Annotated in this window: 14 protein-coding genes; 6 read left to right on the forward strand and 8 right to left on the reverse strand. The window is 36.1% G+C overall.

What is annotated here, in order from left to right; genetic code table 11:
• Window positions 1–125 precede the first annotated feature (125 nt).
• Both MKY00_RS25455 and MKY00_RS25460 read left to right on the forward strand, forming a co-directional pair.
• Complete coding sequence (locus MKY00_RS25455) at window positions 126–1,817, forward strand: methyl-accepting chemotaxis protein (protein ID WP_016718861.1); 1,692 nt, start codon at window positions 126–128, stop codon at window positions 1,815–1,817.
• Between the two features lie 118 nt (window positions 1,818–1,935).
• On the forward strand, window positions 1,936–2,253 hold the full coding sequence (locus tag MKY00_RS25460; protein WP_016718862.1) for a metal-sulfur cluster assembly factor: 318 nt from the start codon (window positions 1,936–1,938) through the stop codon (window positions 2,251–2,253).
• A 42-nt stretch (window positions 2,254–2,295) separates the two neighbouring features.
• On the opposite strand, the gene nprB is transcribed toward MKY00_RS25460, so the two are convergent.
• From nprB to MKY00_RS25490, 6 genes are all read right to left on the reverse strand, one after another.
• Window positions 2,296–3,945: a neutral protease NprB gene (nprB, locus tag MKY00_RS25465; protein ID WP_014893422.1), complete on the reverse strand. Its 1,650-nt coding sequence runs from the start codon at window positions 3,943–3,945 to the stop codon at window positions 2,296–2,298.
• A 153-nt stretch (window positions 3,946–4,098) separates the two neighbouring features.
• Window positions 4,099–4,797: a pirin family protein gene (locus MKY00_RS25470; protein ID WP_016718863.1), complete on the reverse strand. Its 699-nt coding sequence runs from the start codon at window positions 4,795–4,797 to the stop codon at window positions 4,099–4,101.
• A gap of 50 nt (window positions 4,798–4,847) precedes the next feature.
• Entirely contained in the window at window positions 4,848–5,258 is a 411-nt protein-coding gene (locus MKY00_RS25475; protein WP_000845455.1) for a MarR family winged helix-turn-helix transcriptional regulator, read from the reverse strand.
• A gap of 112 nt (window positions 5,259–5,370) precedes the next feature.
• On the reverse strand, window positions 5,371–5,805 hold the full coding sequence (locus MKY00_RS25480; protein WP_000422828.1) for a DUF3920 family protein: 435 nt from the start codon (window positions 5,803–5,805) through the stop codon (window positions 5,371–5,373).
• Window positions 5,806–5,982: 177 nt separating this feature from the next.
• The gene (locus tag MKY00_RS25485) at window positions 5,983–7,182 is read right to left on the reverse strand and encodes a cation:proton antiporter (protein WP_000380218.1); all 1,200 of its coding nucleotides are present in this window, start codon (window positions 7,180–7,182) and stop codon (window positions 5,983–5,985) included.
• Window positions 7,183–7,680 (reverse strand): cation:proton antiporter regulatory subunit, encoded by a 498-nt coding sequence (locus MKY00_RS25490; protein WP_016718864.1) that lies wholly within the window; start codon window positions 7,678–7,680, stop codon window positions 7,183–7,185. It abuts the gene before it with no gap.
• A 410-nt stretch (window positions 7,681–8,090) separates the two neighbouring features.
• On the opposite strand from MKY00_RS25490, the gene MKY00_RS25495 reads away from it, so the two are divergent.
• From MKY00_RS25495 to MKY00_RS25505, 3 genes are all read left to right on the forward strand, one after another.
• Window positions 8,091–9,524: an alanine/glycine:cation symporter family protein gene (locus tag MKY00_RS25495; RefSeq protein WP_000227573.1), complete on the forward strand. Its 1,434-nt coding sequence runs from the start codon at window positions 8,091–8,093 to the stop codon at window positions 9,522–9,524.
• A gap of 336 nt (window positions 9,525–9,860) precedes the next feature.
• A complete protein-coding gene (locus MKY00_RS25500; protein ID WP_001041889.1) occupies window positions 9,861–10,301 on the forward strand; it encodes a Dps family protein in 441 nt (146 codons plus the stop codon).
• A 439-nt stretch (window positions 10,302–10,740) separates the two neighbouring features.
• Window positions 10,741–10,938 carry a hypothetical protein gene (locus MKY00_RS25505; RefSeq protein WP_000656322.1) on the forward strand — a complete coding sequence of 66 codons (198 nt, stop codon included), beginning with the start codon at window positions 10,741–10,743 and terminating at the stop codon, window positions 10,936–10,938.
• A gap of 17 nt (window positions 10,939–10,955) precedes the next feature.
• On the opposite strand, the gene MKY00_RS25510 is transcribed toward MKY00_RS25505, so the two are convergent.
• Both MKY00_RS25510 and MKY00_RS25515 read right to left on the reverse strand, forming a co-directional pair.
• Window positions 10,956–11,237 carry a hypothetical protein gene (locus tag MKY00_RS25510; RefSeq protein WP_016718865.1) on the reverse strand — a complete coding sequence of 94 codons (282 nt, stop codon included), beginning with the start codon at window positions 11,235–11,237 and terminating at the stop codon, window positions 10,956–10,958.
• 118 nt (window positions 11,238–11,355) lie between these two features.
• Window positions 11,356–11,934 (reverse strand): LOG family protein, encoded by a 579-nt coding sequence (locus MKY00_RS25515; RefSeq protein ID WP_001225729.1) that lies wholly within the window; start codon window positions 11,932–11,934, stop codon window positions 11,356–11,358.
• A 73-nt stretch (window positions 11,935–12,007) separates the two neighbouring features.
• On the opposite strand from MKY00_RS25515, the gene MKY00_RS25520 reads away from it, so the two are divergent.
• On the forward strand, window positions 12,008–12,331 hold the full coding sequence (locus MKY00_RS25520; RefSeq protein ID WP_000355748.1) for a MazG nucleotide pyrophosphohydrolase domain-containing protein: 324 nt from the start codon (window positions 12,008–12,010) through the stop codon (window positions 12,329–12,331).
• Window positions 12,332–12,341: the final 10 nt, after the last annotated feature.

Consider the following 12,341-nt stretch of genomic DNA (forward strand, 5'->3'; position numbering starts at 1 on the left):
ATTCCGTCTGCTATAATTCCTAAAGGAAAGAAGAAAGCTTTATTCCAGACGGAGTAAAGCTTTCTTTCAATTTTTTACATTAATTAATTCTAATACTATGATTTCACAAAGGAGGATTTTATTATATGAGTTTTATTAGCATTCGAAAAAAACTAATGTTCATGATGGGAACGATTTGCGCTTTATTTGGAATCGCCTTAGCTTTTATTTTATTTTTTGCTATTGATCAATCTCGTCAAGCTGAAGCATTACAAAAAGAGATTTCCCCCCTTGCAACACAATTAAAAGAGCGCGGGGATGCTTACCAAGTACAGCTCTCTGCTTTAAGAGGGTATTTATTACAGCACGATCAAGTTGAATTAGACAAATTTAATGAAATGAGTAAACTTCTTGAAGATAAGAAGGATGAGCTTCTTTCAAATCCTAATCTTTCTCAATCTGTGAAAAGCACAATGGAATCAGGATCCACTTGGAGAAAATTTATTGAAGAAAAAGTTTTCCCTCTTGCAAAAGAACAAAAGTGGGAAGAAGCTTTACAAGTAGCTTATGCAGAAAATGGTACTGTTTATAAAGTAATTGGTGACTTCACAAATTATAGTAATGAACAAGCTAAGCTACGTGATCAATCTATCGCAAAAATTGATCAATCTTCACTACAAATTGAATATGTTGTCTTCTTATCACTTGTTATTTGTATTATCGTAGCTATCACACTTGCATGGTGGTTCTCTGGTAAACTTGTTAAACCAATTCAACAAATTGATAGCAAGCTAAAAGAATTATCATCTCAAGAAGGTGACTTAACAGCCCGCCTACAAGTAAATAGTAATGATGAAATTGGTACGATTGCAACATCATTTAATAAAATGTTAGAAAATCTACAACATATTATTAATCGTGTTCAAAAAACATCTGTGGAAGTACAAAACGCTTCTGAAAATATGCTAGAAAAAACGAATATATCACGTGAGGCAACAATAAAAGTTCAAAGCTCGATGTCTAGCTTAAATGCAAGTATTCAATCGCAATCTGCTAGCATGGAAGAAAGCTCAACTGCAATGGACGATATGACAGTAAGTGTTCAGCGCATTGCTGAATCTGCTTCATCTGTAACTGAACTTGCTGTAGCTACATCCGAACAAGCTAACGATGGAAATACTGTTATTCAAAAATCTGTTTCACAAATGACAACGATACACGACGCGGTAAATGCTACGTCAGAAGTGGTCGAACGTCTAATCACTCATACAAAATATATTGATACAGCTGTACAATCTATTTCTAATATCGCAGAACAAACAAACTTACTTGCTTTAAACGCCTCTATTGAAGCAGCTCGTGCTGGCGAACAAGGAAAAGGTTTCGCTGTCGTAGCTGACGAAGTTCGAAAACTTGCTGAACAATCTAAAACAGCGGCAACAGATATTAACCAGCTACTACATCAAATTCAACAAGACACTGAAACTGCTAACTCTATGATGTCACAAGGCCGTTCGGAAGCATCTGAAGGCATTCATGTTATTCGTGAAGCTGGCAATTCTTTCACGACAATTGTAGAACAAGTAAACAAAGTATCTACTCAAATGCAAGACATCTCAGCAACTGCTGAAGAAATGGCTGCAAGTGCTGAAGAAATGAACGCTTCACTGAATAACATCGCTTCTATTTCTACTGAAGTATCTAGTGAAACAGCGGCAACAGCACAATCTGCTGAGAAAAAAGTCGTTACGATGAATGAAATGACACAAACAGCTAAACAAATGAAACAAACAGTTGAAGAATTAGATCAACTCGTATCTCATTTTAAAACTGAATAGCCATTCCAAAAATATTCCTCTTCCAAGAGGAATATTTTTTTGAGCTCATTTCCTGCACTTTATACATATATCCGTTATAATGAGAATCGATATCATTAATATGTAGGGGGTGCTACACATGTCACAACAAGCATTTGAAGAAAAGTTATATGCAAACTTAGAAGCTGTTATTGACCCTGAACTCGGTGTTGATATTATTAATCTTGGATTAGTTTATGACGTTACAGCAGATGAAAATAATAATGCTGTCATTACGATGACGATGACTTCTATCGGTTGTCCAATGGCTGGGCAAATTGTATCAGACGTAAAAAAAGTATTATCAACGAACGTACCTGAAGTCAATGAAATAGAAGTAAATGTCGTATGGAATCCGCCCTGGTCTAAAGAACGTATGTCACGTATAGCGAAAATCGCATTAGGTATTCGCGACTAAATACAGAAAGACCTGACATCCTAGTCAGGTCTTTTTCTCTTATTATTTTACGCCTACTGCATCATAAGCTTTCGTTACAGCTTGTACAGCTTTAGAGTTTTTACCATATAAATCTTCAGCTGACTGAAGTGCTGCTTGACGCATCATCTTAAAGTCAGAGTTTGCAGTTAAATATTTCGTAAGAGCACGGTAATAAATCTTTTCTGTCGCTTCACGGCCTACTCCTGTTACTTTCACGCCGTAATGCTCCCCGCCTTCAGATACTAAGTATGCAGCTTTATTGTTAATGCTACTGTTAATATGAACGCCGCCATTATCAGCTGTTCCAGTGTAGCGTTTATTGTAATGATCTGGGTAACCTTCACCTGGTTTTAATGGGTTTGGAATAGACGCTGGATCTTTCAATGAACGAAGTGCATCACCAGGTTTACCAGGTGTATAAATGTCAGCACCTAAATCCCAGCTCTTCTTCTCAACCATAACACCCATAATATCAGATAACGATTCATTTAACGCACCCGGCTCATTTTTATAAACAAGATTTGCTGTATGCTCAGTGACAGCATGCGTTAATTCGTGACCGATAACATCTAGTCCAGCAGATAATGGAATGAATGTTTTACCATCGCCATCACCATACATCATTTGCACACCGTTCCAAGCTGCGTTATTCCAGCTTTCTCCAACGTGAACAGTAGAAATTAGCTTCGCACCTTTATCATCGAAAGAGTTACGATTAAATGTCTTTTTGTAGTAATCATATACTTTCCCTGCATTTACATGCGCATCAACTGCCGCTTTATCTTCGAAGAACTTAGATTTACTCTTAACTTCTTCTCCCGTATACCCAAGAATTTGTGAGAATAGATTAAACCAGTTTTCGTCCATATTCTCTGCATCAAATGTATGGATACCTTGTCCTCGTTTACCATCAAATAAGTTGAATTCTCCTGTTTTCGTATCTTGAGCAATTTCAAATGATTGTTTACCGCCCAATACTCCGTAACCAAATCCTGTAATGTTATCTACAGCGTTATATTTCTCAATCACATTTCCATTTGTCGCATCAACAAAGTAATGCCAATACCCTGGAGCTGGCTTTGAAATCGATGCTTTCACTAAGTATGCAAGATAGTAATTCCCATCTTTTTCATACACATATAAATCTTTTTTCACACCGTCATAATTCTTTACTTTACCAACTTCTTTTTCAATATCTGCCTTTGCAATTGTTTCTGCTTGCTCTGCACTAATCTTTGCAAATGCAGGAATATTTTTATCCTCTAAATTCGGAATAACTTGTCCGAAGAATGCTTTTACATTATTTTCTTTATCTAGTGTAACTGTTTGATCTGAACCGTACACAGGAATGTTATTATGTTTCTCAACTAGCTTCACGTGTGTTGTACCGGATTCAGCATCTTTTTCTTCCCCAACGACATTAAAGTGTTTATCCATATTTCCTGCTAATTTGAACATATCTTTCTTACTCTCTAAATATTGAAAGACCGTTTCTTTTTTATCTAGTCCTTCCGGTGCTTTCCATTCTTCACCTATGTATGCAGGCGTTTTAAATTCTTGATGGTATTGAATTTTTTGTTCTTCCGCTTTCGTTGTCGTTGCTCCAAATGTTCCAAATCCCCCGGCGATAACAGTTAACGCTAATGCTGATGAAATGACTTGCTTTTTCACTATAACATTCCCCATTCCCATAAAGATTTTTGACACTTTTATACAATTCTTGTTTTTCAAGTTGATACCTTTCCCTAAAATTTGAGAAAGTTTTTTCTGACAATTCCACTCAAAAAAAGAGGACATCTATCGGATGTCCTCTTTTCAAACCTTTTATTGTTTTTTCAATTCAATTGCTAAATAGTGAGATTGCTCTTTCGCTACAATATGAATATCTTCTTCTATCGCTTCTGCCGCATCACGCATAACAAGTGTCTCACCATTGATTACACTACTACCTTCAATTTGTACAAGATACAATTGACGGCCTTCTTTCACTGGAAAATGAATTTCTTTTCCAGCATGTAACGATAAAGCATATAAATTCGCATCTTGATGAATTTGAATTGGTGCCCCGCCTTCTACTTGAGATACCATATGAAACCATTCATTTTCACGCTTGTTCCAATCAAATTTAAACTCACCATAGTTTGGTTTATGGTCCGCGCGATCTGGTAAAATCCAAATTTGTAGTAAACGTAATGTTTCATTTCCTAAATTATGCTCACTATGAAATACACCCGTACCCGCACTCATATATTGAACATGTCCACGCTCAATTGTTCCGCGGTTCCCCATGCTATCTTCATGTGTTAAAGCACCGTCTACAACGTACGAAATGATTTCCATATCGCGGTGGGGATGCATATCAAAACCAGTTTGCGGTGCTACTAAGTCATCATTAATTACACGTAATGCACCGAAGTTCATGTTATTAGGATTATAATAATTTGCAAATGAAAAATGAAAATGTGTATTTAACCAACCGTGATTTGCTCTTCCCATATTTTTATGATCAACTTTTCTAAACATATCCTTCACCTCATATTATCTCGAATTCGAGATTTATTTTAAAATTTTTCTCACTGTAACTTTTTTAGTAATTGTAGTAATTGATGTTGTTCTTCTACATTTAAATTTTGAAACTGCTCCGCTTGGAATGTTTCTTGAGGCGGGATGATTTCTTCATATAAAGCTCTTCCCTTTTCTGTTAACGAAATATATTTTGTAGTACCTTCTTGTTCACGACGAATCCATTCGAGCTGCTCCATTTTATTTAAAAGCTGCGTAATATTTCCCTTCGTAACAAATAGCTTATTTCCAAGCTCTTGCTGCGTTAAACGGCCATGCCCTCCAACTTGAGCTAGTACATCAAACTGAGCGGCAGATACTTTCCATTCTTTCAAATGCTGATTCGTCTCACGAATACTTTTGTTATAAAAACGTGATAAACGAAACCATAGTAGTAAACCTAGTCTATCTTCTGTTTTCATTTCATCACCTCGCTCATTTCATACCATTAGTTTAGAACTAAACTTCATAAAAGTCAATTACTTATTTTTAGTAAGAAGCAAAGAAAGCACAGCGCTATTTCTCCACTATGCTTTACATTAACTTTCTATTTTTATATTCATCTAACTTCCTCTCCGCGAACTTTCTCGCATCTTTCTCAATCCATCTATCTTCGTACAATTCACTTCCAACATACAATACTTCGCTCTTATGCTGCATTGCATGACGAAATTCATGCAGTAGTGTTTTAAGGACTTGCTCATACTCTTCCCACATACAAACAAAAATTAATTGTTTTTCTTTATGATAAAAACCACCTACTGGGAATAAAAATTCCTCTTCTTCTTCTCCTAGTGATAAAAGGACATGATTCACATCACACGTATCACAAAAAATAACCGGTGTTTTACATACTTCAATCAGTGAAAATAAATCGTCTCTAAGCCTTTTGACATCCCAAGGAAGCTCCGAATCCAACACATACCAATTCTCCACCTGTTGATATACATTTTGAAACTGGAGTTCCATTTCTCTTTATTCCCCTTTCCAAGCACCCTTTTTCTATATGTATGCCACAATATGGTAAATATTAAACGTATTCTTTCATCCTTGAAAAAATGCCAATCAAAAAGGAATCTATGTCGTCATAGATTCCTTTTCCGTAATCACTTTTTCATACATATCTTTTACTTTTATTTTTTTAATTTAGTTAGTCTTCGTATCCCACTTAAAGATTTTATTTAAAAATTTATATACATTCTTTGACTCTTTTGTCAGAAGTGGACCTAAGATAGATAGTATAAGCACGTATAGTGCTGAGAATGGCTTCAAGACTGACATTAAACCACCAGCGATACCGATATTGGCCATAATGATGGAGAATTCTCCTCTTGAAACGATTGTTAATCCAATATTTGTTGACGCTTTATGAGATAATCCAGCTTGTCGTCCTGCAATCATCCCCGCTACAAAGTTCCCGATGATTGTAAGAAGAACTGCACCTAACGTTAACCATATCGCTCCGCCCAATGAGAACGGATCAATGCTTAATCCGAAACTGAAGAAGAAAATAGCTCCGAAAAAGTCTCTAAATGGAACAACGAGATGTTCAATTCTGTCACTATGCTCTGTCTCAGAGAAAACTAATCCTAAAAGAAGTGCTCCAATTGCTTCGGCAACGTGAATTGTTTCCGAGAATCCTGCAATAAAGAATAATGAAGCAAATACTACAATAATGAAAATTTCATCCGAACTAATATTAAGCAATTTATTTAATAACGGCGTCGCTTTTCTAGCTACAATAAAGAATAGAAGCATATATCCTAAAGCAATTCCAATTGAAGTAAGGGCACCTAAGAATGAAGCGTGATCCCCTAGAACTAATCCAGAAACGACTGATAAATATACAGCAAGGAATATATCTTCGAACATGATAATTCCTAAAATTAATTCGGTCTCATTATTACCAGTTCTTCTTAAATCCACTAACACCTTTGCAACGATAGCGCTAGAAGAAATCGTAATAATCCCCGCAATAATTAAGATTTCTAGTAAAGGGAATCCCATGATAAATCCGTACAATAACCCAAGTGAAAAGTTAATTAAAATATAGATCGTTCCGCCAATCGCAATAGAACGTCCAGATTTAATTAATTTTTTCATCGAAAACTCTAGTCCTAGATAGAACAGAAGGAACAGAACTCCAATCCGTCCAAGGAAGGAAATGACACTTGCACTTTCAATAAACTTGAAATCGATCACACCTATTGTCGGCGCGTGTGGCCCCACTAACATCCCAAGAACAATTAAAAACGGAATGACTGAGAATTTAAACTTTCCAGCAATTACTGCTGCAATTGCAACTAATACTAACGCTGTACCAACTTCAAAAATTAACGTATCCATCTAGTCAGTCCCCCTATTCGAAAGTAACTCATTAATAATTTTTTTAATTTCTTCTCTCTCACCTGAAACTACAAGCATATCGCCTTCCTCAATTACTGTTTCTGGTCCTGGATTAAATAGCTTTTTCATATTCTTTTTCATAACTGCAATAATCGTTACGCTATATGTTTTTCTTATTTCCAGATCGCCGATTGTTTTTCCGATTGCTGGCGCAGCATTCTCCACTTTAAACCACTCAATCGCCAAACCTTCAAAAACCATTTCAACATTTTCTAATGCTCTCGGCTTATATACCATTCCACCTAGTATGGCTGCAATTTGTCTTGCCTCTGAGTCACGTAATGAAATACTTGAGATACTTTCTTCATGTTCTGAATCAAAATGATACATTTCTCTACGCCCGTCATCATGAATAACAATCACCATCTTCTCGTTACCTTTCGTAACGATTTGAAACTTATAACCAATACCCGGAAGTTCACTTTCTCTAATATTCATATTTAGCTCCTCCACAACAATTTTTATTTGAATTTTCTGTTTTTCTGTCTTTTATTCATCCAATCAACTTTAGAAACTCTAACCATTCAGGATACCTGTGATTTGGAAATCTTTTATTGTAATAATAAGTGGCTCCTAAAAAGATACTTAAAGATGTAATGATAAAAAATATATTACTTCTCATTTTCAAACTCTTAAGGCTTACTTTCAATAAAGTTTCTTCTTTCAAATTATCCCCTCTTTCTCGCTCTACATTTAGTTTTTTAAAATGGAAACAATTCTAAAAATATTACGATGTAACATAATCATAACATAAAATAACTTTAAGTAACATAATTTTTTAGAAAAATTGATTCTCATATATTTTTTGCATATAATTTTCTTATTACGGAAAAAAGGAAGTGTATTATATGGTTGATATCTTTAGCAGATTCCTTGAGGTAACGAATAATATTTTATGGTCATATATTCTTATTGCAATGCTAATCGGCTTCGGTCTTTATTTCTCTTTTAAATTAAAATTTGTCCAAATTACTCATTTCGGTGAGATGGTCGGTTTAATTAGTAAAGGATTTAATCGAAAAGAAAAAAAGAAAGATAGCATCTCTCCGTTCCAAGCATTTTGCTTAAGTGCAGCAGCACGTATCGGTATCGGAAATTTAGCTGGTGTAGCATTAGCTATTTCAATGGGTGGACCTGGTGCAGTGTTTTGGATGTGGTTTATCGCCATCCTCGGAGCAGCTACTAGTTTCGTAGAATGTACGCTCGCGCAAATTTATAAAGTAAAAGATGGAAGCAGATTCCGTGGTGGACCCGCATATTACATGGAAAAAGGATTAAACAAACGCTGGATGGGTGTTTGGTTCTCACTTCTTATTACAGTTGCATACGGATTAATTTTCAATTCTGTACAAGCAAATACAGTAACAATTGCATTTGAAAATGCTTTTGGACTAGAGCGAACGATCGTAGGGGCTCTATTAGCTTTATTAGTTGCAGTTATTATTTTCGGTGGCATTAAGAGCATTTCACGTATTACGGAAATGATTGTTCCTCCAATGGCAATCATTTATATTGGTGTGGCTATTTTTGTCGTGATTAACAACTTTACTATGTTACCAAGCATTTTTATGGAAATATTTAATGGTGCATTCGGTTTAGACCAAGCCATCGCTGGTGGTATTGGAGCAGCAATTAAGTACGGAATTCAGCGCGGTCTATTCGCAACAGAAGCAGGTATGGGTAGCTCCCCTAACGCAGCTGCAACATCAGATGTATCTCACCCTGTAAAACAAGGACTTGTTCAAGCATTAGGTGTTTTCGTAGACACATTCTTAGTATGTACATCAACAGCATTTATCGTATTATGTTCTGGACTTTACAAAGGTTCAAATTTAAAAGGTATCGAATTAACACAAAATGCATTAAGTTCACAAATTGGACCGTGGGCAAGCACTTTCTTAGCGATTATTATTTTCCTATTCGCTTTCAGTTCTTTACTAGGAAACTACTATTATGGTGAAACAAATATCGCATTCATTAAAGAAAGTAAAACATGGTTAATGATTTATCGCGTGGCAGTTGTCGGAATGGTATTCTTCGGATCAATCGCTGCCCTTCAAACAGTTTGGAGCTTAGCTGATTTATTCATGGGACTAATGGTATTCACAAACTTAATTGCCATCTCATTCCTAAGCAAATTCGCCTACGCAGCATTAGTAGACTATATTAAGCAAAAGAAACAAGGAAAAGATCCTGTTTTCGTTGCAAGTTCTATCCCTGGCTTACAAAATACAGAGTGTTGGGATGGACAGGATATAGAAGAAAAACAGAAGGCTGTGTAATAATTAAAAGCGGAGGCGGCTCGTCCAGAATCGCAGGCTATTTGGAGCTCTCGACCTTGAAGCGCTTTTTGCTTCGAGCGAGAGAGCGAAATGACCGGAGATTCTAGCCGCTGGAGCTGGATATCACTAAAAGTGAAAGCAGCTCGTTTAGAACAACAGCTATATATCAAACAAAATCCCTATTACTCCAAGGTAATAGGGATTTTTATTTACAACAGTTCATAATTTGTTCAAATTAATTCCAGCAAAAGGGTTGATTTATACGAATTACTAGATTATAATAATTATAAATTAGTAATTGATATCACATAACAACTCAAAAGGAGATTGATCATAATGAACAAACAAGTAATCGAAGTATTAAACAAACAAGTAGCAGACTGGAGCGTTTTATTCACAAAATTACACAACTTCCATTGGTACGTAAAAGGACCTCAATTCTTCACATTACATGAGAAATTCGAAGAACTTTACACAGAATCAGCTACTCACATCGATGAAATTGCAGAACGTATTTTAGCAATTGGCGGCAAACCAGTAGCAACAATGAAAGAATACTTAGAAATATCTTCTATTCAAGAAGCAGCATACGGAGAAACTGCAGAAGGGATGGTCGAAGCAATCATGAAAGACTACGAAATGATGCTAGTCGAACTGAAAAAAGGCATGGAAATCGCTCAAGACTCTGATGACGAAATGACATCTGACCTACTACTAGGCATCTACACAGAACTAGAAAAACACGCTTGGATGCTACGTGCGTTCTTGAATCAGTAATACTTAAAAGCGGAAGCGGCTTGCTCAGAATCGCAGGCTATTTGGAGCTCTCGACCTTGAAGCGCTTTTTGCTTCGAGCGAGAGAGCGAAATGACCGGAGATTCTAGCCGCTGGAGCTGGATATTACTTAAAAGCGGAAGCGGCTCGTTCAGAGTCGCTTTTTTCTATGGAATGGTCGCGTGTATCAGTACATGAAATTTATATCAACGATTTTCCCTATATATCGACGATTTTTCAAATATATCAACGATTTTTTCATTATATCGACGATTCGACATAGGATATCGACTTACCGACAAATCATGACAAGATCTGCGTCCCTCTCCCCTACTTTCATCAATATATTACAATCTCTTTTATGTTAAAATATAGTAACATAGATTCAAAAAAAGCTTTTCCATATTCATCATTTACTACTTAAATGGCGGGAGTGGTTCAGTTGAAAGACTACTTAATTAGAGCATTTTTTGCGTTAATAACAGTTGGGATTGTCTTACTTATAGCTAATATTTTCAACATACGTATCGAAGTGAAAGACTATGCTTTCCTCGTTGTAGTAGCAATTGGTGGCGGCTGGGGTGGCTGGTACTTGTATAAAAAACAAAGTAATCAAAATGATAAAGGCATTCCAAAGTAATACGGAATGCCTTCTTTTTATTTCCGCCTATAATAAATAATGAAATTCAAACCGCTAATACAACCAATCGCAATACACATATTAAAACTCTGTGCATCCCCAGCTAGATTATACTCATCCACAATAAATCCAGACATAAACAACGTGATCGCTGAAACACCGATACACAATATCGAAATAAACCAAAGCGAAAATTCATTAATTCGCTCTTTCTTCTGTGTTGAAACAATTAGCATAACAAGAATAGATGCTGCTAAAATACTTTTAAAAACCGGCCTTAAATACACAAACTCCTCCATCTACTTCTCCTTTTCCCAAAACATTATATCTCAACATTAACATATTTAACCAAATTAAAAACACATGCCTTTTGAAGATAAAGTGACATGTGTTTCCAATAATCTCTATAAAATTGTATTATGATAACTGCTTCCACTTCGTTCCTAAAACAGGACGCTCGTAATTTTGTATTTCATGAATTAATTTATCAGCTGTCTCAGCTGAAACGATTAACTCTTTATTTGACGGATTCATAAATCCTTCTTCCGCTGCGCGTTCAACCATTTGCAAAATTGGTCCATAAAAATCTTTTATGTTCAATAAACCAACTGGCTTATTATGTATACCAATTTGTGACCAACATACTACTTCAAATAGCTCTTCAAACGTTCCGTATCCCCCCGGCAGTGCGATGAAAGCATCCGAAAGCTCTGCCATTTTCGCTTTACGTTCATGCATCGTTTCTACTTCAATTAATTCTGTTAACCCTGTATGAACGATTTCTCCTCGGAATAGACCGCGCGGCATAACACCTGTTACACGCCCGCCTAAACGAAGTACTTCATTTGCTACTTCTCCCATTAATCCAACGCAAGAACCACCGTATACAAGCTCATAATCGTTCTCAACAAACATTTTCCCTAACGCTATTGCCTGCTCTTTAAATTCTGGTCTCTCCCCTAAGTTGGAACCTGCAAACACACAAATCTTTCTCATCCTTACACCCCGAAACTATATATTGTTATGATACAATGAACATTGTACAACATATTGAGGGGATGAGAAAGAAATGGATATCGTTGCATTTCAAAGATGGGTTGAGGAATTTTACGAAAAACGAAGCTGGTCACAGTATAATGCCTTTATTCGCTTAAATTTCTTAACAGAGGAAGTTGGGGAAGTTTCACGCGTTGTTCGCGCAATCGAAATCGGTCGCGATCGTCCTGATGAAGACGCTAAGACAGAAGAAGAACTAAAACAAGAACTAAAAGAAGAACTTGGTGATGTACTATCTAATCTTATTATTCTTTCACAAAAATATGATTTAGATTTGCAAGACATTATGGACGCACACGTCACAAAGCTTTCGAAAAGGTTTGAAACATCCAAATGAGAATATTATC

This window comes from Bacillus sp. FSL R9-9834 (assembly GCF_038006905.1).
In the GTDB taxonomy this organism is placed as follows: Bacteria; Bacillota; Bacilli; order Bacillales; family Bacillaceae_G; genus Bacillus_A; species Bacillus_A pacificus.

What these genes read in the sequence shown, in the direction of transcription:
- MKY00_RS25455 (WP_016718861.1), top strand. Translation starts at nt 126, where the DNA reads ATGAGTTTTATTAGCATTCGAAAAAAACTAATGTTCATGATGGGAACG.
- MKY00_RS25460 (WP_016718862.1), top strand. Translation starts at nt 1,936, where the DNA reads ATGTCACAACAAGCATTTGAAGAAAAGTTATATGCAAACTTAGAAGCT.
- MKY00_RS25470 (WP_016718863.1), bottom strand. Translation starts at nt 4,797, where the DNA reads ATGTTTAGAAAAGTTGATCATAAAAATATGGGAAGAGCAAATCACGGT.
- MKY00_RS25475 (WP_000845455.1), bottom strand. Translation starts at nt 5,258, where the DNA reads ATGAAAACAGAAGATAGACTAGGTTTACTACTATGGTTTCGTTTATCA.
- MKY00_RS25480 (WP_000422828.1), bottom strand. Translation starts at nt 5,805, where the DNA reads ATGGAACTCCAGTTTCAAAATGTATATCAACAGGTGGAGAATTGGTAT.
- MKY00_RS25485 (WP_000380218.1), bottom strand. Translation starts at nt 7,182, where the DNA reads ATGGATACGTTAATTTTTGAAGTTGGTACAGCGTTAGTATTAGTTGCA.
- MKY00_RS25490 (WP_016718864.1), bottom strand. Translation starts at nt 7,680, where the DNA reads ATGAATATTAGAGAAAGTGAACTTCCGGGTATTGGTTATAAGTTTCAA.
- MKY00_RS25495 (WP_000227573.1), top strand. Translation starts at nt 8,091, where the DNA reads ATGGTTGATATCTTTAGCAGATTCCTTGAGGTAACGAATAATATTTTA.
- MKY00_RS25500 (WP_001041889.1), top strand. Translation starts at nt 9,861, where the DNA reads ATGAACAAACAAGTAATCGAAGTATTAAACAAACAAGTAGCAGACTGG.
- MKY00_RS25510 (WP_016718865.1), bottom strand. Translation starts at nt 11,237, where the DNA reads ATGGAGGAGTTTGTGTATTTAAGGCCGGTTTTTAAAAGTATTTTAGCA.
- MKY00_RS25515 (WP_001225729.1), bottom strand. Translation starts at nt 11,934, where the DNA reads ATGAGAAAGATTTGTGTGTTTGCAGGTTCCAACTTAGGGGAGAGACCA.
- MKY00_RS25520 (WP_000355748.1), top strand. Translation starts at nt 12,008, where the DNA reads ATGGATATCGTTGCATTTCAAAGATGGGTTGAGGAATTTTACGAAAAA.